Raw genomic sequence first — 21940 nt, forward strand, 5'->3', positions numbered from 1 at the left:
TCAGGCCTCGCGCCAGACGCGCGCGTCCCAGGGGGCGAGTGTCACCTCGGTACCTGCGTCGAACACCGTGTCATCGAGGACGGATGCTGCGGCCCGGGCGACAACCACCGCGCGAGGCTCGGGCGACCAGTTGTGCACCACCCACACCCGGCCCCGGGTCCCCGTGAGGGAGTGCGCCGTGACGGAGCTCGGCCGCGCCGCCAGGATCCCCGGGCGCGCGCCCGCGACGTCGGCGATCACCTCGGCGAGCGTCGCCCGGTCGAGGAGCGAGCCCACCACGGTGATCGACCCCTCGCCGACGTCCCGCCGCGTCACGGCGGCCCACCGTCCGAACAGCTCGTGCCGGTACCCGAGCACGACCTCGGCCTCGTCGGCCTCGAGGCCGTCGACCCAGCCGTGGGTGCTCCCGACGACCTCGCCGCCGCGGACCACGTCGAACGGCGCGGCGAGCGCCGCGAACTCCCGGTAGCCGACTCCCGCCGAGGCGCCCACGATCGCGGGCGCCGACGCCGCGCGCATGCGGCCCTCGTCGTCGCCGTATCCCGTCCGCGGGCCCACGACGAGCCGGCCGCCGAGGCGCGCGTAGTCGACCAGCGTCTCGAGAGTCGGATCGGATGCCGCGACCAGGCCCGCGACCACGAGCACCGGGTACTGCCGCACGAGCTCGCCGGCCTCGGGCAGCTGGCGTTCGTTCACGTAGCCGACCTGCAGCCCGGCATCGATCGCGGCGCGGCCGAAGGCTCCGACGATCCGCGCGTACGACCCGCGGTCACCCTCGGCCCCGGCGGCGAGCGGCGGCTCGAACGACATCATCCACTCGCTGTCGTGCGCGTACACGAGCCCGACGTCGGCGTCGGACTCAGCATCCGTCAGCCATTCCGCGGCCGCGGCGAACTCGCGCCCGATTCGGGCGACCTCGCCGTAGACACGACCGGGCTCGAGGTCGTGCCCGAGGATGCCGCCCCAGTGCACCTCGGCGCCGGAGTGCAATGTGTGCCAGTGCCAGTACGAGACGAGCCGCGCGCCGCGCGCGACGAGCAGCCAGGCCGCCTGGGCGAGCTGCCCGTCGTACGGCGGGCGCGTGAGCCACGCGGGGCCGATGGACGCGGCGCCGGTCTCGGTGACGAGGAACGGTCCCTGCGTCGTCGCCCGCATGCGGTCGGCCATGAGCACGAGCTGGGGGACGTCGTCGGCGTACCACTGGCCGCCGGCGCCCGCGCGGTCGAGATCGAGCGCGTCCTGTGCGAGGTAGTAGGCGTTGCCGCTCGCGATGTCGAGCTGTGCGCCGACCGCGACGTCGTCCATCGCCGGGCGCTGGTAGGCGATGCACGTCGTCAAGAAGGTCGCGTCGTCGACGAGGTCGCGGACGACACCCGCCTGCCAGCCGATGAAGTCCGCCGTGAGCTCCGCCTGGAACCGGCGCCACGCGAGGTCGTAGGCGGGGGTGGTGTTGCCGGCCGGGTGCCACAGCTCATCGAAGGCGCCGATGCGGTGCGACCAGTACGTCAGTCCCCACTCCCGGTTGAGCGTCTCGACATCGCCGTAGCACGCCGCGACCCACTCGCGGAAGCGCTGCACGACGTCGACGTTGTGGATGAGGTGGAGGCCCGCTTCATTGCCGAGCTGCACCCCGATCACGGCCGGATGCCGGCCATGCCGGCCGACGACGGCGCGGATCACCCGCTCGGCGTAGTCGCGGAAGAGCTCCGACGTGTAGTCGACCTCCTGCCGCCCGCCCCACGGCACCGACGACCCGTCGCGGCGCACGACCGCGAGCTCGGGGTGGGCGCGCGCCAGCCACGGCGGCACCGCGTAGGTGGGCGTGCCGAGGATGACCCCGATCCCGTGCCGGTGCGCGGCGTCGAGGACCGGCGTCATCCACTCGAGGTCGAACTCGCCGTCTCGCGGCTCCCAGGTCGACCACACCGATTCGCCGACGCGGATGCACGTGATCCCCGCCTCCGTCATCAGCCGGAGGTCGGTCTCGAGCCGAGCCGGATCGGGCAGGTACTCGTTGTAGTACGCCGTGCCAAGGCGCGGGCCGCCCCGCCACGCCCGCAGGCGATCGACGGATGCCACGGCTCAGCCCCCGACGCGCGTGATGCGCAGCGCGAGCGCCTCGCCCTCGGGCAGCTCCACCGGGGCTGACGTGCGGTCGTAGGCGTCGTTGCGCTGCACGTCGTCGAGCGTGAAGACGCGGCCCACAGGGGTGACCGTCATGTTCCACGTGTCGATGACGTCGACCTCGAACCGGTCGCCGGGCTCCGGCCGTTCGCCGGGGACGCCGATCGGCAGGCGGAAGTCCCACGTCGCCGGTGCCGAGGCGCCGAGGTACTGCACGTAGAGGCGGCGCGGAATGCCGGCGACGTACGCCGGGTCGTCCCACTTGTCGATCGGGTCGAGGCCCGCTCCGTCGACCTCCTCGAGGATCGTGCGGAGGAACGCCAGTCGCGAGGGCGAGTCGCCGCGGAAGGGACCGCCCTCGACCATGTGGAGGCTCCCCGACGCGGTGACGAAGCTCTCGCCGTGCGAGGCGTACGTGCCGGCGACGGTCGAGATCCAGAATTGGTGCACGAGCTGCTCGGCGTCGAGGTGGCCCCAGCGGTCGGGGATGTCGCCCTCGTACTTGATCTCGTCGAGCACGACCGGCTTGCCGTACACGTCGCGGTACAGGTTCGCGCGGCCGAAGTCGGTGGTCACCGAGCCGTTCTGGATCGACGCGTGCGTGACCCAGGGTTGGTTGTTGTCGTAGAGCTCGATCCAGTTGTGGATGGAGCGGAGGTGATCGTACGGATCGATCTCGGCGAGGAGCGCGCCGGTGCGATCCCAGCGGTCGTCGGGGCGCTCGAGCTGGTCGAACTCGTTGCACAGCGACCACCACACGTGCGGGTACGCGGCGAGCCGCGCGACGAGGTAGCGGAGGTAGATCGCGTCCTCCTCCTCGGTGAGCTCGTTCAACCCGAACTGGCCGCGGTCGTACGCGTTGTAGATCAGCACGTCGGCCTGGATGCCGCGCTCCCCGAGCACCTCGACGGCGCGGTCGAGACGCTGGAAGAACTCCGGCACGGGCTTTGCGACGTCCCATCGTCCGTCGGTCTTCTCGAAGGGCATGAGCGTCGGGACGTGCTCGATGTACCCGCCGCCCTGCGGGAACACCATGAAGCGGAACTTGTTGAAGCCGGCCTCCGCGATCGCGTCGACCGTCGACGAGAACAGCGGCTCGTCCTGATGCAGCCAGTTGTAGGCGGTCGCGCCGACCGGCCGGAACGGCGTGCCGTCGGCGTGCGCGAAGTGGAAGCGGTGCGCCACGCGCACCGGCCCGTGGTCGGTGCCGCGCACCACCTCGAACGTGCCCGACAGGCCCGAGAGCGCAGCATCCGTGCTCTCGCTCGTCCACGACCACTGCCCCTCGAGGTCGGGCGCGAACCGCACGCGGTAGGTGGTGCCGCCGTCCCAGAAGCCGGGCACCACGCGCTCGGCTCCGGATGCCTCGTGCCGCGCGCGCACGGTCACGGGCGTGCGGTCGGCGGGGATCACGCCGGTACCGGCGAACGTCAACTCGACGGGGCGGTACAGCTCGGGCTGGGGAGCGCGATGCTCAGAGGACACGGGGATTCTCCTTCGATGTCGTGGGGGTCAGCGGACGCGGCGCGAGCTCTCGCGCACGATCAGCTCGGGTTCGTAGACGCGGTGCACCGTGGTGCCGTCGGCGGTCGAGCCCGTCCCGCGCTCGATCGCCTCGAACAGCAGGTCGACCGCGGCCGCGCCGAAGTCGTCGTGGCGCGCGCGCACGCTCGTGAGCGGGATGAGGGAGGCCTCCGCGAACTCGTTGTCGTCGTATCCGACGAGTGCGAGCTCGCCGGGAACCGAGACGCCGCCGGCGACGAGCGCCTGCAGCAGGCCGAGTGCCAGCACGTCGTTCGCCGCGAAGACACCGTCCGGCCGCTGGGCCGCGGGGCGAGCCGCCAGGGCCGCACCGACCGCGCGTCCGGCGGCGATGGACCGCTCTGCGACCTCGATGACCTCCGGAGGGTGGACGGATGCTGCGACCGCGGCGCTCCGCATGCCCTCGAGGCGATCGCCCACCTGCTGCACGGGCAGCGGGCCGCCGACGAACGCGAGGCGGCGGCATTCGTTCGCGATGAGGTGCTCGCCCGCCTGCCGGCCTCCCGAGTCGTCGTCGATCGACACCGACGGCTGCAGCTCGTCGCACGCGCGCCGGCCGACGAGGACCGAGGGCGTGCCGCGCTCGCGCATCGTCGCGAGCCGCGCCTCGATCGGCTGGAAAGAGGAGACGAGGATCCCGCGCACCTGCCGCTGCTCGAAGGCCTCGAGGTACGCGTCCTCACGCTCGCGGTCGCCGTGGGAGTGCGCGAAGAACACCGTCATGCCGAGGCGCTCGGCGCGGTACTCGACCTCCTGCGCGAGCTCGCTGAAGTGCGGGTTGCTGACGTCGGGCGACAGGTACCCGATGAGGCTCGAGACCCCGAGGCGCAGCTGGCGGCCGGCGCTCGAGGGCACGAAGCCGAGTTCGTCGATCGCCTCGGCGATGCGCCCCGCCCGCTCGGGCGAGACGCGATCGGGGTGATTGAGGTACGCCGAGACCGTGCCGACCGCGACGCCGGCGCGGGCGGCCACCTGACGGATTCCGGGGCGGGACATGTCAGCGCCAGTCGTGCTCGGCGACGAACCCGAGGCGCTCGCGGATCTTGCGGGTCGACATCAGCGACTCGAACTCGCCGAGGTCATCCGCGACCGCGGTGCCGGGGAACCAGCGCTCGGCGACCTCGCGGGAGGGCTGCGCGTTGCCGGACTCCGGTGCCGCGACGTTGTACACCTCGAATCCGGGCTCGGCGGCCTCCAGCGCGAGGGCCACCGCGAGCGCCCCGTCGCGCGCATCGACCCACGAGCCGACGAGGTCGCGGCGATAGCCCGGCTCGGAAGCCCGCTCGAACGTGGCGTACTCGTCGGACGCGACCACGTTGGTGAACCGCAGCGCCGTGATCGACGTCTCGGGGTGCCAACGCACCAGCTGTGCGGCGATCGCCTCTTCCGCCACCTTGCCGAGACCGTAGGTGTTGTTGGCGCTCGTGTACGTCTCGTCGACGGGGAGGAACGGGGGCGCCTCGTCGAAGGGGAAGCCCATCGCCGTGATGCTCGACGCGAGCACGATCGTGCGGATGCCAGCGCGATGCGCGGCGAACAGCGCGTTGAACGACACCGCGACGTTGTTGTGGAAGGTCGCCGCATCGGGCACGAGCCCGTTCACCGGGATCGCAGCGAGGTGCACGAGCGCGTCGAGCCCGTCGTGGCGCGCGGTGACGGAGAGGAAGGCGTCAAGGGTCTGTCCGAAGTCGGTGAGGTCGACCCGCGTGAAGCCGGGACCCGGCGTTCCGGCGAGATCGAACCCCATCACCTCGTGGCCGTCGGCGCGCAGTCGCTCGACCGTGGCCCGCCCGAGCTTGCCTCCGCTGCCGGTGACGCCGATGCGCATGTCGTACCTCCGTGTACTCACCCCTCGAACGCGGCTTGAAACGTTTCGAATTCGGTGCGACACTCACTGTACACGTCGAAACCGAAACGTTTCAGTTCTCTCGGAAAGGACCCCGATGTCCGTCATCGTCGACGCACCCCGCATCGAACACCATCGCGAGCCGCTCGGCATCGGGGAACGGATGCCGCGCCTCTCGTGGCGCGTCGTCTCGGCCCCGTCCGGCTGGCGCCAGACGTCGTACTCGGTCGAGGTCGACCGCGGCGACGGCGACGTCACGACCTACGTCATCGACTCCGAAGAGCAGTTGCTCGTCGCCTGGCCCGCCGAACCCCTGCGTTCGCGGGAGATCGTCTCGGTGCGGGTCTCCGTTCGCGGTGCGGACGGCGCGTGGTCCGCAGCATCCGTCCCCACCGTTGTCGAGGCCGGGCTGCTCGAGCCCTCGGACTGGGTCGCCCGGCCCGTCGGCGCGACGCGCAACGAGAACCCCATGTCGGACCAGCGGCGGCCCTCGCTCGTGCGCCGCGGCTTCGACGTGCGCGACGGGCTCGTGCGCGCGCGCCTCTACGCAACGGCTCACGGCGTGTACGAGGCCGAGCTCAACGGCGCCCGCGTCGGCGACGACACGCTCTCACCCGGCTGGACCGTGTACGGCAAGCGCCTGCGCTACTACACGTACGACGTGACCGACCTCGTGACTCCCGGCGCCAACGCGCTGGGCGCGTGGCTCGGCGACGGCTGGTATCGCGGGCGCCTCGGCTGGCGCGGCGGCTTCCGCAACCTCTACGGCGACGACCAGTCGTTCCTCGGCCAGCTCGAGCTCACGTACGCCGACGGATCCCGCGAGATCGTGGCGACCGACCACTCGTGGCGTTCGGCGCCGAGCCCCATCCTCGCCAGCGGCATCTACGACGGCGAGGACTACGACGCCCGCGAGGAGCTGCCCGGCTGGTCCGCCCCCGGCTACGACGACTCGGCGTGGGAGGGCGTGCAGGAGCGCCACCGCGACCCCGCGACGCTCGTCGCGCCGACCGCTCCCCCCGTGCGCTCCACCGAGGAGGTGCGGCCGATCGCGGTGCTGACCGGGCCCAGCGGCTCGCGCATCCTCGACTTCGGCCAGAACCTCGTCGGCCGCGTGCGGATCCGGGTCTCGGGTGAGGCCGGCGTTACGGTGAGCCTGCGCACCGCGGAGGTCATGCAGGACGGCGAGATCTACACCCGACCGCTCCGCGCCGCACGCTCGACGGACAACTACACGCTCGCCGGCCGCGAGGTCGAGGAGTGGGAGCCGCGCTTCACCTTCCACGGCTTCCGGTACGTCGAGGTCACCGGCTGGCCGGGCGACCTCGACGCCGATGCCGCCGCGGGCGCCCTCGTCGCCCGGGTGTACCACACGGACCTCGAGCGCACCGGCTGGTTCGAGTCGTCCGATCCCGCCCTCAACCGCCTCCACGAGAACGTGCGCTGGGGCATGCGCGGCAACTTCGTCGACATCCCCACCGACTGCCCGCAGCGCGACGAGCGCATCGGCTGGACCGGCGACATCCAGGTCTTCGGGCCGACGGCATCCACCCTTTACGACGTGTCGGGAATGCTCTCGGGGTGGCTGACGGACCTCGCCATCGAGCAGCTGCCCGACGGCACCGTGCCCTGGTACGTGCCGGTGATCCCCTCCGACAGGGCGTGGACGCCGATACGTCCGGGCGCCGCGTGGGGCGACGTCGCGACGCTCCTCCCCTGGACCCTGTACGAGCGGTTCGGCGACGTCGGCGTGCTCGCCGCACAATGGGACAGCGCGCACCGCTGGGTCGACCTGCTCGAGCGCCTCGCGGGGCCCTCGCGCCTGTGGGACTCGGGCTTCCAGCTCGGCGACTGGCTCGACCCGGCCGCCCCGCCGGACGACCCCGCCGACGCCCTCACGGACCGCTACCTCGTCGCGACAGCGTACTTCGCGAAGTCGGCGCGCACGGTGGCGCGCATCGCCGAGGTGCTCGGACTCGCCGACGAGCGCGCGCACTACGACGCGCTCGCCGACGAGGTGGTCGCGGCGTTCCAGACGACGTATGTGAACGACGACGGCACGATGACGAGCGACGCGCAGACGGCGTACGCGCTCGGTCTGCAGTTCGACCTCATCACCGACCCCGTCAGGCGGGATGCTGCGGCCACACGCCTCGCCGACCTTGTGCACGCCGCGGGCAACCGCATCGCGACGGGCTTCGTCGGCACGCCGCTCGTCTCCGACGCGCTGAGCTCGGGCGGCCAGATTTCGACCGCGTACGATCTGCTGCTGGAGCGGGAGTGCCCGTCCTGGCTCTATCAGGTCGAGCAGGGCGCCACCACGGTGTGGGAGCGGTGGGACTCGCTGCTGCCCGACGGCACCGTGAACCCGGGACAGATGACCTCGTTCAACCACTACGCGCTGGGCGCCGTCGCCGACTGGATGCACCGCGTCATCGGCGGACTCGCGCCGGACGCCCCCGGCTACCGCCGCATCCGCTTCGCACCGCGCCCCGGCGGAGGGCTCACGTCGGCGTCGGCGCGTCAGCTCACCGCGTACGGCGAGGCGGCGATCTCGTGGCGCCTCGAGGACGGGCGGCTGCACGTCGAGCTGACGGTCCCTGTCGGCGCCGAGGCCGTGCTCGACCTGGAGGGCGCCGACGCTGAGACGCTGAGCCATGGCACGCACACCCGTACGGTGCCCGTGTCGACGGGGGCCGCCGTCCCCGCCTGATCCGCGTTCGATCACCGCCGACCGTGTCGGATTTCGGATGCTGCGGCCCGCAGCATCCGAAATCCCCGGTCGCTGTGTGAATCCGCGCGTCATCGGCACTGGCGTTCTCCGCGGGGAGTGAATATCCTTTCGTTAGCGAATCCGAATACACACTTCGGATCGCCACGATCGGAGACGCCGTGCCCCTGACGCCCTACACCCGGCCCGCGGACGGGCAGGTGCGCCTGCTCACGAAGGTCGCGCGCATGTACCACGAGCGCGGCGTGCGCCAGGCCGACATCGCGGCCGCGCTCAATATCTCACAGGCCAAGGTCTCGCGTCTGCTCAAGCGTGCGGAATCCGTGGGCATCGTGCGCACCATCGTGACCGTCGCCCCGGGCGTCTACGCCGATCTCGAAGAGCAGCTCGAAGAGAAGTACGGCCTCGCCGAGGCCGTCATCGTCGACGTCGACCCCGAGGCCGACGGGGGCGAGCTGCTGGCCTCGCTCGGAGCGGGGGCGGCCGCGTACCTCGAGGCGACCCTCTCGGGCGCAGACCGCATCGGCGTCTCGTCGTGGAGCCAGACGATCCTCGCGATGGTCGACCGCATGCGCCCCTTCACGGTGCGCGGCGCGACAGAGGTCGTGCAGCTGCTCGGCGGCGTCGGCGCCCCCGAGGCGCAGAGCCACTCGAACCGCCTCCTCGGCGAACTCGCGCGCACGCTCGGCGCAGAGCCCGTCTACGTGCAGGCCCCGGGCGTCGTCGGCGACCCGGCGATCCGCGACAGCCTGCTGCAGGACCCCTCGATGCAGGAGGTCGCACGCCACTGGAACGAGCTCACGATGGCGATCATGGGCATCGGCAGCATCGAGCCGTCCGACGCCCTCGCCGCGAGCGGCAACGCCTTCGCCGCCGAGGAGCGCCAGGCCCTTCTCGACGAGGGCGCCGTCGGCGACATCTGCCACCGCATATTCCGCGCCGACGGGTCGCTCGTGCGCGGCGCGCTCGACGACCGGATCATCGCGATCACCGTAGAGAATCTGCGGCGCATCCCGCGCCGCGTCGGCATCGCCGGCGGCGAGCGCAAGCTCGAGGCGATCCACGGCGCCCTGGCGGGCGACTGGGTCACGACGCTGGTGACCGACCTGCGCTCGGCCGAAGCTCTCGCCGAGCGCTGACTCGGCCGCGGTGCCGCTCCTCGTCCGAAGCACGCGCACGAACGCTTCGCGTCCTCAAATGAGGACGACGGCTGCGACGATACCGCCAGGGATGCTCGAACCGTCGTCGACGCACCTCCTCAAATGAGGACGAGGGCTGAGCTGAGGGCGCAACACGGCTGTAGCGTCCTCATTCCGGCTCAGGTCCTCAATTGAGGACGCGAAGCACCCACGCACGAACACCCGGGCAGCGGGCTCGCCGCCGGGTCAGCGGTCGGCGAGCGACGCCGCGAGGCGCTCGACCCCGAGCCGCGGGCTCGTGAGCACAGGCACGTCGACCGACACGGCGTCGGCGGCGGAGGCCATGGAGGCCTGAGCCAGCACGATGACGTCGGCCTCGGCGGCGCCGCGCTGGATGGCGGCGGCGACCAGACGGTCGTGGGTCGGGCGGTCGCCGCCCGCGACGGCCGCGAACGCGCCCTCGATGACCTCGCTCGTGAACTCCGGCTCGACGCCGGCGAGGGCCGCGCGCTCCTGGAGCAGGCCCAGGGTCGGGCGGCACGTCGTCGGCAGGGTCGCGAGCACACGGATGCGGCGTCCCGTGCGGACCGCAGCATCCGCCATCGCCTCATCCACGCGGAGGACCGGCACACCTGCCGCCGCGGCGGCGGGCGCGGCGAGCTCGGAGATCGACGAGCACGTGAACATCACGGCATCCGCTCCCCCTGCCGCCGCCGCGCGTACGAGCTCGTCGATGCGCTCGGGCACCGAGTCCGCGCGCGCCTCATCGCCGAGGTCGGCGACGATGCGGTCGTCGAGATAGTTCACGACTGTCGCGCCCGGCAGGAACTCCGCAGCCAGCGCGCCGAACGGCGCGATGTTGACGGCTCCGGTGTGCAGGAACGCGATGCGCGGTGGGGTCGAGGTCACAGGACCAGCCTCTCAGCTTCTCAGCCCTTGAGGGCGCCGCCGGACATGCCGGCCATGATCTTCTTGTTGAGCGTCAGGAAGAGGATCAGCAGCACCACGATGTTGATGCTGACGGCCGCGAACAGCGGGCCGTACTGCGTCGACCCGTACTCGTCGCTGAGGCTCAACAGGCCCACCTGGATCGTCGCGAGCTCGGGGCGCGTCGTGAACGTCAGCGCGATGAGCAGGTCGTTCCACACGCTGAAGAACTGCACGAGACCGATCGTGAGGATGGCGTTCTTCATCATCGGGATCCCGATCACGAAGAACGAGCGCAGCGGCCCCGAGCCGTCGACGGTCGCGGCCTCGAAGATCTCGCGCGGCACCGACCGGAAGTACGTCGCCATGAGGAACGTCGTCAGCGGGAGCCCCATCACGGTGTACGTGATGATCAGCGGCCACAGCGTGTCGGTGATGCCGATGCGGAAGTACGTGATGAACAGCGGGACGAGGATCATCTGACCGGGCACCATGATGCCCGCGAGGATGTACAGCAGGACCCCGTTGCGGCCCTTCCAGATCATCACCTCGAGCGCGTAGCCGGCGGCGACGCCGATGAACACGATGAAGATGACCGACGGGATCGTCACGAGCACGCTGTTGAGCCAGTTGCGCGCGACGTTGCCGTTGGTGAGGGCGGTGACGTAGTTGTCGAAGTTCCACGTCTCGGGAAGCGACAGCGCGGGGTTCGAGAGGAACTCGGACTGCGTCTTGAACGAGCCGAGCACCATCCAGACCTGCGGGTACAGCACCACGACCATCAGGACTGCGACGAGGATCCATACCGGCAGGCGTCGGAGCGCCTTCACCGCGGTGCGCTTGGCGCGGCCCGGGCCGGGCCTGCGGACCGTCGGCGTCGCGACGGTGTAGGCGGGCTTCTCGGTGTGCGTCAGAGTCATGTCAGACCTCCGCCTTGCGGCGCGACGATCGGAAGATCGCCAGGGTGAACACCAGGCAGAGCGCGGTGAGGAGGACGGCGATCGTCGAGCCGTAGCCGTACTCGGCGTACTCGAATGCGGTGCGGTACATGTACAGGGTCATCGGCGCGGTCGACGTGCCGGGTCCGCCGCCGTTGAGGGCGAGCAGGCTGTCGAAGACCTTGAGCGTCGCGTTGAGGCTGAAGATGATCGACGACAGCAGGATCGGCAGCGACAGCGGCACCACGATGTGGCGGACGAGTTTCAGGCCGTTCGCACCGTCCAGGCGGGCGGATTCGATCACCTCTTCGGGGATGTCGAGGAGTCCCGCGTAGAGGAGCACGGCGTAGAAGCCCATCGAGCTCCACAGCGTCATGACGATCGCCAGGGTCATGGTGCCCACGGTGGAGGCGAGCACCTCGACGCTCTCGCCGCCGAAGAAGTTGATGATGTCGTTCACCGGGCCCTGGTTGTCGCCGACGGCGACGAAGCTGCGGAACAGCAGCGCCACGGCGACGGTCGGGAGCACGGTCGGGAAGAAGACGAACGTCCGCACGAGCGTCGAGCCCTTGCGCAGGACGAAGACGTACAGGAGCGCGAGACCATAGCCGAGAGCGACCTGGCCGATCGTGGCGACGATCGCGAAGAACACGCTGACCCACATCGACTGGAGCGCGTTCGGGTCGGTGAAGAAGGTGGCGAAGTTCTGCAGGCCCACCCAGTCGAACCCGCGCAGCGAGTTGCCCTCGAAGAACGAGAGGCCGAGGGACCAGCCGACCGGCACCACCTTCAGCAGGGTGTAGAGCACCAGCGCCGGCGCCAGCAGGATGAAGATCGTCTTCCGATCTCCGAAGATCGAGTTCATCTGCGAACTGCTTTCTTTCTCGAAGAGCCGGCTCCCCGGGCGAGCGCCCGGGGAGCCGGTACGGGGTCTCAGCCGTTGGCGTCGATGCTCGCCTGGAGCTGGGTCATGTACTCCTCGGCGGTCATCTGACCGGTCGTCAGCAGCGTCGCGTTCGTCGAGGCGAGCGAGTTGCTCTTCGAATCCATGAGGGCCTCGAACCACAGTACGGTCTCGTCGATGCCCGCGATCCGCTCCTGGATCTCGGCGGTGTTCGCCGAGACGTCGGTGACCTCGCCGTTGACCTTGAAGCCGGAGATCACGCCGGCGTCCTGCAGGGCCTGCTGGCCGTAGTTCTCGGCGATGCAGCTGATCCAGTCGACGACCTTCGGGCCGAACTGCTCGGCGTTGATGATCATCGGGGCGCCCGCGTTCGCGGCGTACTGGTCGATGGAGCCCTTGCCGCCGTCGACCTCGGGGAACGGCATGAAGCCGACGTTCTCGCCGCCGATCTGGTTGCGCTCGGGGTCGTTGATGGCGCTCAGCAGCCAGGATCCGTCGTACGTCATCGCGGCCTGGCCGGTGAGGAACATGTTCGACGAGGTGTCGCCGTCACGCGTGGAGAAGCCCTCGCCGAAATAGCCGGCCTCGGCGAAGTCGGCGAGCGCCTGCGCGCCCTCGACGTACTCCGGGTCGGTGAGCTTCGCGTCGCCGTCGCGCACCGCCGCCATCGCGTCGGGGCCGACGTTGCGGAAGATGTACATGCCCATGATGCGGGTGAGCGGCCAGCCGTTGGCGCCCGCCTCGGTCATGGGGACGACGCCCGCGTCGGCCAGTGCGTCGGCGGCGTCGACGAGGTCGTCCCAGGTCTGGGGCTCTTCGATGTCGTTGTCGGCGAGGATCTCCTTGTTGTAGAAGATGCCCTCGACGTTGTACTGGTACGGCATCGAGAACATGCCGCCGTAGACCTGCTCGACGGTGGACGCCGCAGCGGGGAGCACGTTGTCCCACGCGCCGGAACCCTCGAGGGCTGCCTTGAGGTCGCCGACCAGGCCGGCCGCGTTGAGGTCGCCGTCGGGACGGATGAGCGCCGTGCCGGCGATCGTGTGCGTGGGCAGCGCGCCCTGGCTGGCGAGCAGGGTGACCTTCTGCACGGTGTCGGCCTGCGCGACCTTCTGATGCTCGATCGGCAGGGCCTCGTTCTCGGCCTTGCAGGCGCCTTCCGACAGCGCTGTGAGCTGCTCCTCGAGCACGGGGTTCTCGTTCGCCGTCATGACGGTGAAGGCTTCGGGATCGGTGCCGCCGGCACCGGCGCCGCCCCCCTCGGAAGATCCGGTGTCGGGAGTGCCGCCACCGGCACAGGCGGCCAGCGGCAGCACCGCGGCGAGTGCGATTCCCAGCGCCGCGATGCGGCGGCGGTTGCTGCGGGTGTTCATAGCGTCCTCCTTGACGACGACCATGCGGGTGAAAGGTACGAGCACGACAGTAGGCACGATTTCGGCGTGTGTCAACAGTCAGTACTGAAATTCTATTCACTTTGAGACGATTCAGGGGCTAGACTGCATTTCCATGCAGCGTTGCGAGATTTTTCAGCGCTGCTTAGTCTGACCCGCATCTGCCCCGTCTTGCCGCGACGCCGCGACCAGCACGAGACTGAACGCCACTCGGAAGGAACAACGATGACCGCCACCACCGCGACCAGGGCCCACGCCCGGCTGCGACCGCTCGGCGCCGACAGCGCGCGCTGGGCGAGCGGCTTCTGGGGCGACGTCCACGAGCGCACGCGCGACGTGACCATCCCGCAGATCTGGTCCTCGCTCAGCGACCCCGCCGTGAGCGCCGGGCTGGCGAACTTCCGCATCGCCGCCGGCCTCGAGGAGGGCTCGCACGCCGGCCCGCCCTTCATGGACGGCGATTTCTACAAGTGGTTCGAGGCGGCCGTCGCCCGCCTCGAGACCGACCCCGACCCCGAGCTCGCCGCCCGCATCGAGGAGATCGCACGGCTCATCGCCTCGGTGCAGCGCGAGGACGGCTACCTCCACACGCCGACCCTCATCTCGACGCGCAACCACGAGGACGCGATCGCGCTCGCCGACCGCTTCAACTTCGAGACGTACAACCTCGGCCACCTCATCACCGCGGGCGTCCGCCACTACGAAGTGACCGGGTCGACGACGCTGCTGGACGCCGCACGCAAGGCTGCGGGCTTCCTCGAGGACCTCGCGACCAACAGGCCGCTCGAGCTCGCGCGCAGCGCGATCTGCCCGTCCCACTACATGGCGGTCATCGACCTCTACCGCGCGACCGGCGATGAGCAGTACCTGCGCCTGTCGGAGGCGTTCATCCGCGTCCGCGACGACTTCGAGGGCGGCGACGACAACCAGGACCGTGTCCCCGTCCGCGAGCAGACGGTCGTCGCCGGTCACGCCGTGCGGGCCAACTACCTCTATGCGGGTCTCGCCGACTTCGTCGCCGAGACCGGCGACGAAGAGCTCGAGTCGGTGCTCGAGAACCTGTGGCGCGACGTGGTCGACACGAAGCTCTACATCACCGGTGGCGCCGGTGCGCTCTACGACGGCGCCTCCCCCGACGGCTCGCCGTGGCAGCACCAGATCAGCCGCGTGCACCAGGCGTACGGCCGTGCGTTCCAGCTGCCGCACACCACTGCGCACAACGAGTCGTGCGCGAACATCGGCCTGATCCTGTGGGGCGAGCGGATGCTGGCGTTGACGGGCGACGCGGCCTACGCCGACGTCATCGAGCAGGTGGCCTTCAACAGCCTCCTGTCGAGCATCAGCCTCGCGGGCTCCGAGTACTTCTACACGAACGCGCTGCGCCAGGTGCGCGACCTCCCCTATCCGCTCCGCCGCCCAGGCGACACCGCGATCCACCCGGTGCCGACGCCGCCTCCGTCAGACGAGCGGCTGCGCGAGCCGTACCTCAGCTGCTTCTGCTGCCCGCCGAACATCGCTCGCACGCTCGCACGGTTCCACGAGCGCGCCGCGTCGCTCGGCGCGGGGCCGTCGGGAGATCAGGGCCTGTTCGTCCACCTCTACGGTGGCAGCACGCTCGACGTGACGACCGACGACAGGCGCCGTCTCGCCCTGCGCGAAGACGGCGACTACCCCTGGAGCGAGCAGATCACGTTCACCGTGACGGATGCTGCCGCCGGGGGCATCCCGCTCCACCTCCGCATTCCCGGCTGGTCGTCGGGGGCGACGCTCACCGTCAACGGGTCGCCGGCGCCGGTGACCGAACCCGGCACGTACACGCGCATAGAGCGCGAGTGGCAGGCCGGCGACGTCGTCGAGCTGACCCTGCCCATGCCTGTCCGGGTACTCCGCGCTCACCGACTCGCGGAGGAGGCGACCAACCAGGTCGCGGTGCGCCGCGGACCGATCGTGTACTGCGTCGAGAGCGCCGACCTTCCCGCGGGCGTCGTGCTCGAGCAGGTCGCGCTGCGGCGCGGCACGCCGTTGACGCCGGTCGAGGCCGAGGTCGCCGGCCACCGCGTGATCGCTCTCGACACGGAGGCGGTCGTGCTCCCGGGCTCCGACGAAGACGCACTGTACGACGACCTCGCAGACACCGCGCTCTCGACGGCGCCCGTGCGACTGATCCCCTACTTCGCGTGGGGCAATCGCGGCGCCGGTGAGATGTCGGTCTGGCTCCCACTGGCCTGGTGACGCAGATGTCCACCTCACCCTTCACGTCCCAGCACGTCGTCGCGACGTACATCATCGAGACCTCGCTGCCCCTGCGGCAGGCCGCCGAGGTGCTCGCCGGCGAGCAGTCGACCGGCACGTTCGTCCGCGTCGAGCGCGAGTCCGACGACCTGCGCGCGCGCTTCGCCGCCCAGGTCGAGTCCATCGACGAGCTGCCCCTCACCGGCGCCTCGCCCCTGCCGGGAGCGGTCGGCGATCCGGCGCTGCGGCGCCGCGCGCGGCTGCGGCTGCGGTTCCCGCTCGACAACTTCGGCCCGTCCCTCCCGAACCTCCTCGCCGCTGTCGCGGGGAACCTCTTCGAGATCAAGGAACTGGCGGCGATCCGCTTGGTCGACCTCGAGCTGCCGCCGGCGTTCGCCGAGCGCTACCCCGGTCCCGCGTTCGGGGTCGAGGGCACGCGCCAGCTGGTCGGACGCCCGGAGGGCGCGCTCATCGGCACGATCGTCAAGCCCAGCATCGGCCTGTCCCCCGCCGACCTCGCCGAGGTCGTCGGTCAGCTCGCCGAGTCGGGCATCGACTTCATCAAGGACGACGAACTGCAGGGCAACGGGCCGAGCGCCCCGCTGGCCGAGCGGGTCGCCGCCGTCATGCCGGTGCTCGAGCGCTACGCCGACCGCACCGGCCGCAAGCCCATGTACGCGTTCAACATCACGGACGACATCGGCCGGCTCGAGGCGAACCACGACCTCGTCGTGGCCGCCGGCGGCACGTGCGTGATGGCGTGCATCAACCTCATCGGCCTGCCGGGCCTCGAGTTCCTCCGCAGCCACAGCAGTGTGCCGATCCACGGGCACCGTGCGATGTTCGGCTCGTTCGGCCGCTCGGAGCAGGTGGGGATAGGGTTCCGTGCGTGGCAGAAGCTCGCGCGGCTCGCCGGCGCCGATCACCTGCACACGAACGGCATCAGCAACAAGTTCTACGAGACGGACGAACAGGTGCTCGACTCCATCGCCGCGGTGCGTGAGCCGCTGCTGGGCCTCACGCCCACGCTGCCCGTGCTGTCGTCGGGTCAGTGGGGCGGGCTCGCGCACGCGACCTACGCCGCGGTGGGCACCACCGACCTGCTCGTCCTCGCCGGCGGCGGCATCCACGGTCATCCCGACGGTGCGGCAGCCGGTGTCGCGAGCATGCGCGACGCGTGGGCGTCGGCGGCGCGCGGCGAGACCATCGACGACGCGTACGAGAGCTCCTCCGCCCTCCGCCGGGCCGCCGAGCTCTTCGGTCCGGTCCGTGCCTAGAGCCGCTCACCGCGCCGCCCTGTTCTACGGCGACGACTTCACCGGCAGCGTCGACGCGCTCCTGCAGTTCGCGCGGCGCGGCTGGACGGGGCGGCTCTTCACGGGACTCCCGGATGCTGCCGCCCTGCGCCGTGCGGCGGACGAGGTGGACGTGGTCGGCGTGGCTGGCATCTCGCGTTCGCTCTCGCCCGACGAGATGGACGCCGAGCTGCGTCCGGTCTTCACCGCGTTCGCAGAGCTCGAGCCCGCGATCGTGCAGTACAAGGCGTGCTCGACAGCCGACTCCGCTCCGCACGTGGGGAGCCTCGGTCGCGTGGTCGAGCTCGCGCGCGAGACGTTCGGCGACCGCCCCGTGCCGATGCTCTTCGCCCAGCCCGACTTCGGGCGGTACACGCTGTTCGGCCAGCACTTCGCGGCAGAGCGGGGCACGGTGTACCGGCTCGACCGGCAGCCGACGATGTCGCACCACCCGTCGACGCCGATGACCGAGGCCGACCTCGCGGTCCACATCGGCCGCCAGACGGAGCTGCCCGTCGGCTCGCTCCCCCTCGTCGTCTACGACGACCTCGAGCCGCTGCTGCGCGGCGCACCCGAGGCCGCGCTCGTGCTCGACGCCCTCACCGACGAGCACCTCGTCGCCATCGGCGAGGCCGTCGCGGCGCTGCCCGCTCCGGTGTTCGCCATCGGCTCGGGCGGCCTCTCCCACGGCATCGCTGCTGCGGACCCGCGCGGCGGCCCCGCCGTGCCCGTGTCGACGCCCTCGACGGGCCCGGTGGTCGTGGTCTCAGGCAGCCGCTCGGCCCAGACGCGCCGCCAGGCGGATGCCGCCGCCGGCGCAGGCTGGCTGGTGCGGCCGCTGCCGCTCGACGATGCCGGGGTGGAGGCCATCATGCCGGTCCTCCTCGCCGCCCTGCGCGCGGAGCGCGGCGTCGTGCTCACCTCCGACGACGCCGACGCGACCTCGGCCGGCGACCGCCCGGTGCTCGAGGCGATCGCCGAGGCTGCAGCATCCGTCATCTCCACCGTCGCCCGCGACGGCGCGACACGCCGCGTGATCGTGTGCGGAGGCGACACCTCCAGCCGCGTCGCGCGCCTGCTCGGCGTCGAGTCGCTCTCGATCGCCGCGAACCCGTGGGGCAACGTCGTGCTGCTGCAGGCGCACGCCGCCGACCCCGCCATCGACGGACTGGAGCTGCTGCTCAAGGGCGGACAGGTGGGCGCCGACACCCTGTTCACCGACGTCGCCGCGCTCGGCTGACGGTAGGTTGGGTCGCCGTGCCCCGCTTCTCCGTCGTCCCCTCGTCGTACGTCTATCTCCGCCGCGGCGGTGCAGTGATGCTGCAGCTGCGTCAGAACACCGGCTACATGGACGGATGCTGGGCCGCCGGCGCGGCAGGACACGTCGAGCTCGGCGAGACCGCGGTGGACGCCGCGCTCCGCGAGGTGCGCGAAGAGCTCGGGCTTTCGCTCGCGCCCGCCGCGCTGACGCCCGTCGCGGTCATGCAGCGCACGGACGGCACCGACAACCCGATCGAGCAGCGCGTCGACTGGTTCTTCGTGTGCGACGTGTGGGAGGGCGAGCCCGAGATCCTCGAGCCACACAAGTGCGCGGCGTTGGAGTGGTTCGACATCGACGCGCTGCCCGACCGCATGCCCGAGTACGAGCGCGAGGCGCTGGTCGCACTGCGCCAGGGCGCCGGAGCGACCCTCCTCGCGCACGGCTTCTGACGCGCCCGCGCCGCCGACGACCTCAGCGGGCCTCGAGCCGCACGCTCCACGACGTGCGCTCGCGCGGGATCCGGTACTGCTCCGGAAGGGCAGGGCCGACGGATGCCGAGCCCACACCCTGCTGCGCGTGATCGATGTTGAGCCAGACCCGGCCCGAGTCGACGAGTTCGTGCGGCTTGGTCGCGCGGTCGAGGTCGTGCGACGTCCAGCGGCGGGCGGTGAAGTCGAACTCGGGACGGCCGTCGACCCGAAGCGACGGGATGCCGGCGCCGGCGACCTCCAGCCAGCGCGTCTGCACGTGGTTGCCGTTCTCCTGCGGCACGGGGTAGGGCACCTGGAGGTCGTCGATCGACCGGGCGAAGCGCCCGACGCGCGAGGCCTCGAACGAGTCGACGTACGTCTCACCCGGGCCGCGTCCGAACCACGTGACCCGCTCGGTGGCTCCGGGCAACCCGAACAGCAGCCCGAGGCGGGGCACGAGGATGTCTCGATGCATGTACGGGGTGTCGGTCCATGGCCCGACGAAGTCCGCGTCGACCTCGAGCACGAGACCGTCACCGTCAGGCGTCCACGTCATCGTCCACGCGACGCCGTGCGGATGCGTGCGCGGGGCCGTGCGGCCCGCGACCCGCAGCCGCCCGTCGCTCGCGTCGACCTCGTCGACGCGGTGCAGCAGCCGGTGCAGCATCGTCTTGCGCCACACCCCGGCGATGTTGTTGGTCTCGCCCTGGCCGTAGTCGTTCTCGGTGGGTGCGCGGTACAGGTCGAGCACCGGGCCGTCGAGCTCCAGGCCGCCGAGCCGCACGAGCCGGCCGGTCGCTCGGTCGAACGCGGCCGATCCCACCACGATCTCGGCCTCTGCGCGTGAGAGATCGTGGACGTGTGAGGAAACCGCGCGCGGCGCGGTGTCTGGATCGGGCTGAGGTTTCTCGGCGACGCGAGCAGCGAGCACCCGCTGACCCCACGCGACGACGTGGCCGGCGGGCGCCCACAGCTCATCGACGGCGAGCGCTGCCTCGACCGTGAGCACGACGTCGTTGCCACCCGCCACGAGCACACGGGTCGCAGCATCCGGGATCGCGACCTCGACCGACTCCCCCGGCACGAGCACCGGAACGGCAAGCGGGCCACTCGCGGCGACCCCGCCGTCGGCCTCGACCGACCAGCGGAAGGCGAGGTCCGCGGTGTCGGCACTGTGTCGGTCGTTCGCGATGTGCACGGTGTCGTCGCGCACGGTGATCGCGACGGTCTCGTGCGCTTTGGCCAGTTCGGCGAGGCCCGGCGTCGGCGAACGGTCGCTGAACACCAGCCCGTGCAGGCCGAAGCGACCGCCGCGCGGCTCGTAGTCCACGTCGTCCCCGTGCATGACGAGCGGCACCCCGTCGTCGGTCAGGGTGTTCAAGCCGTGATCGATCCACTCCCACACGAACGCGCCGCACAGGCGGTCGTGGGCGCGGATGATGCGCCAGTAGTCCTGCAGGGATCCGGGCCCGTTTCCCTGCGCGTGGGCGTACTCGACGAGGAGGAAGGGGAGACCGCGGCGGCGCTCCTCGTCCGCCTCGGTCACGCCCGGAGGCAGCGGTGCGACACCATCGGATTCGTTGAACATCATGCCGTGCATGCTCAGCCGGCCGCCGCGCGGCTCTTCGTGACGGCCGATCCGCTCGAGCAGCTCGAGCGACGGGTACATGAGCGAGTAGAAATCCGAGTCGCGGTAGCTCGGGTCGCGCTCGTAGAGCACGGCGCGTGACAGATCGCGCTCGTCGAGCCAGCGGCGCATCTCGGCGAAGCCGTCGCCGGTCATGCTCTCGTTGGCGAGCGACCAGACGACGATGCTCGGGTGGTTCTTGTGCGGCTCGACCGTGCGGAGCAGGCGATCCATGACAGCGCCCCGCCACTCGGGCAGCGCCGGCGGGTTGTGCGCCCAGCCCTCGTAGATGAAGCCGTGCGTCTCGAGGTCGGCTTCGACGATCACCCACAGCCCGTACTCGTCGCACAGGCGGAGGAACTCCGGATGCGGCGGGTAGTGGCTGGTGCGCACGGCGTCGATGTTCGCCCGCTTCATCATCACGACGTCCTGGATCATCGCGCCGCGGTCGAGGGCGCGCCCCGTGTCGGGGTGGTGCTCGTGGCGATTGACGCCGCGGAACGTGACGGGCCGTCCGTTCACCGTGAACACGCCGTCGACGATCTCGACGTGGCGGAACCCGACGGCGAGTTCGATGCTCTCACCGCTCGAACGCAGGGTGCCGCGATACAGGCGGGGACGCTCCGCGCTCCACGGCTCGACGGCGACCGTCACCGTCTCGCCCGTCGGGACACGGATGCCGAGCTCGGGGATCTCGACGACGGCCTCGGTCGAGGCATCCACTCGCAGCGTGCCGAGCCCCGTTGCAGCGTCGTAGTCGGCGTGCACGAAGTGGTCATCGATCGCGCCGTCGGGTCGCCCGAGCAACTCGACGTCGCGGAAGATGCCGGGGAGCCACCACATGTCCTGGTCCTCGAGGTACGTGCCGGCCGACCAGCGGTGCACGCGCACGCACAGCACGTTGCGGCCGGACCGCATCGGCGCGTCGAACTCGAACGGCAGGCGGCTGCCCATCGACCAGCCGAGCTCCTCGCCGTTGAGCCACACCTTCGCGCACGAGTCGACGCCCTGGAAGCGCAGCGCCACCGGCCCGAACCCGTCGGGGACGTCGAAGGCGAGCCGATAGTCGCCCGTCGGGTTCTCCGTCGGGATGCGGGGCGGGTCGAGCGGGATCGGGTAGGCCGTGTTCGTGTAGAGCGGTCCCTCTTCCGTGCCGAGCATGCGGCGCGCCGGGCCACCGGCGAGCGGCGTGAACTCCTCGAGCACCCAGTGCGACGGCACCGGCATGGCGTCCCAGCCGGAGTCGTCGAAGTCGTCGGCGAGCCACGCCTTCCCCGTCCCCGAAGCGGTCGGCGAGAGCCGGAAGCGCCACACCCCGTTGAGGTTCAGCACCGGGGCGTCGCCCACGGCGCCGGCACGCGGCATCCGTCGTCCTGCTCCCGGGGCGGTGCTCTCCCAGTACCGCGCGATGTCGGCGCCGGAGAAGTCGAGCTCGGTGGAGATGGCGGTGGACGATCCGCTAGTCTGCATGTCCATAGGAGCTTGCATATCCATTCTCTCTTGAATGTGATTG

General features: G+C 70.8%; 15 protein-coding genes. 6 read left to right on the forward strand and 9 right to left on the reverse strand.

Annotated features, from left to right (window positions below):
* Genes ACVN90_RS18100 through ACVN90_RS18115 form a run of 4 tightly spaced genes read right to left on the reverse strand, consistent with a single transcriptional unit; the run spans position 1 to position 5494 of the window.
* Positions 1-2079, reverse strand: a complete 2079-nt coding sequence (locus ACVN90_RS18100) for a beta-galactosidase (RefSeq protein ID WP_475099587.1) — start codon at positions 2077-2079, stop codon at positions 1-3.
* Between the two features lie 3 nt (positions 2080-2082).
* Positions 2083-3609, reverse strand: a complete 1527-nt coding sequence (locus ACVN90_RS18105; RefSeq protein WP_475099588.1) for an apiosidase-like domain-containing protein — start codon at positions 3607-3609, stop codon at positions 2083-2085.
* A 27-nt stretch (positions 3610-3636) separates the two neighbouring features.
* Positions 3637-4662, reverse strand: a complete 1026-nt coding sequence (locus ACVN90_RS18110; RefSeq protein WP_475099589.1) for a LacI family DNA-binding transcriptional regulator — start codon at positions 4660-4662, stop codon at positions 3637-3639.
* Between the two features lies 1 nt (position 4663).
* Positions 4664-5494, reverse strand: a complete 831-nt coding sequence (locus ACVN90_RS18115) for an NAD-dependent epimerase/dehydratase family protein (RefSeq protein WP_475099590.1) — start codon at positions 5492-5494, stop codon at positions 4664-4666.
* 115 nt (positions 5495-5609) lie between these two features.
* Here ACVN90_RS18115 and ACVN90_RS18120 point away from each other — a divergent pair, with 115 nt between their 5' ends.
* Both ACVN90_RS18120 and ACVN90_RS18125 read left to right on the forward strand, forming a co-directional pair.
* Positions 5610-8225 carry a family 78 glycoside hydrolase catalytic domain gene (locus tag ACVN90_RS18120; protein ID WP_475099591.1) on the forward strand — a complete coding sequence of 872 codons (2616 nt, stop codon included), beginning with the start codon at positions 5610-5612 and terminating at the stop codon, positions 8223-8225.
* Positions 8226-8404: 179 nt separating this feature from the next.
* A complete protein-coding gene (locus tag ACVN90_RS18125; protein WP_475099592.1) occupies positions 8405-9382 on the forward strand; it encodes a sugar-binding transcriptional regulator in 978 nt (325 codons plus the stop codon).
* A gap of 246 nt (positions 9383-9628) precedes the next feature.
* On the opposite strand, the gene ACVN90_RS18130 is transcribed toward ACVN90_RS18125, so the two are convergent.
* The 4 genes from ACVN90_RS18130 to ACVN90_RS18145 form a co-directional block, all read right to left on the reverse strand.
* Positions 9629-10291 carry an aspartate/glutamate racemase family protein gene (locus ACVN90_RS18130; protein WP_475099593.1) on the reverse strand — a complete coding sequence of 221 codons (663 nt, stop codon included), beginning with the start codon at positions 10289-10291 and terminating at the stop codon, positions 9629-9631.
* A gap of 20 nt (positions 10292-10311) precedes the next feature.
* Entirely contained in the window at positions 10312-11229 is a 918-nt protein-coding gene (locus ACVN90_RS18135) for a carbohydrate ABC transporter permease (RefSeq protein ID WP_475099594.1), read from the reverse strand.
* A gap of 1 nt (position 11230) precedes the next feature.
* Positions 11231-12112, reverse strand: a complete 882-nt coding sequence (locus ACVN90_RS18140; protein ID WP_116195597.1) for a carbohydrate ABC transporter permease — start codon at positions 12110-12112, stop codon at positions 11231-11233.
* Between the two features lie 68 nt (positions 12113-12180).
* Positions 12181-13524, reverse strand: a complete 1344-nt coding sequence (locus ACVN90_RS18145) for an ABC transporter substrate-binding protein (RefSeq protein WP_475099595.1) — start codon at positions 13522-13524, stop codon at positions 12181-12183.
* A gap of 243 nt (positions 13525-13767) precedes the next feature.
* Here ACVN90_RS18145 and ACVN90_RS18150 point away from each other — a divergent pair, with 243 nt between their 5' ends.
* From ACVN90_RS18150 to ACVN90_RS18165, 4 genes are read left to right on the forward strand one after another with little or no spacing between them, the layout of a single operon-like run.
* Positions 13768-15774 carry a glycoside hydrolase family 127 protein gene (locus ACVN90_RS18150; protein ID WP_475099596.1) on the forward strand — a complete coding sequence of 669 codons (2007 nt, stop codon included), beginning with the start codon at positions 13768-13770 and terminating at the stop codon, positions 15772-15774.
* Between the two features lie 5 nt (positions 15775-15779).
* Positions 15780-17051, forward strand: coding sequence for a RuBisCO large subunit C-terminal-like domain-containing protein (locus tag ACVN90_RS18155; RefSeq protein ID WP_475099597.1), 1272 nt, complete (start codon positions 15780-15782; stop codon positions 17049-17051).
* Positions 17044-18309 carry a four-carbon acid sugar kinase family protein gene (locus ACVN90_RS18160; protein WP_475099598.1) on the forward strand — a complete coding sequence of 422 codons (1266 nt, stop codon included), beginning with the start codon at positions 17044-17046 and terminating at the stop codon, positions 18307-18309. The genes ACVN90_RS18155 and ACVN90_RS18160 overlap by 8 nt, the downstream gene beginning before the upstream one ends.
* Before the next feature lie 17 nt (positions 18310-18326).
* Positions 18327-18779: an NUDIX hydrolase gene (locus ACVN90_RS18165; RefSeq protein ID WP_475099599.1), complete on the forward strand. Its 453-nt coding sequence runs from the start codon at positions 18327-18329 to the stop codon at positions 18777-18779.
* Positions 18780-18801: 22 nt separating this feature from the next.
* Here ACVN90_RS18165 and ACVN90_RS18170 read toward each other — a convergent pair whose 3' ends face one another.
* The gene (locus ACVN90_RS18170; RefSeq protein WP_475099600.1) at positions 18802-21903 is read right to left on the reverse strand and encodes a glycoside hydrolase family 2 TIM barrel-domain containing protein; all 3102 of its coding nucleotides are present in this window, start codon (positions 21901-21903) and stop codon (positions 18802-18804) included.
* Positions 21904-21940: the final 37 nt, after the last annotated feature.

Source organism: Microbacterium sp. F01, assembly GCF_056156365.1.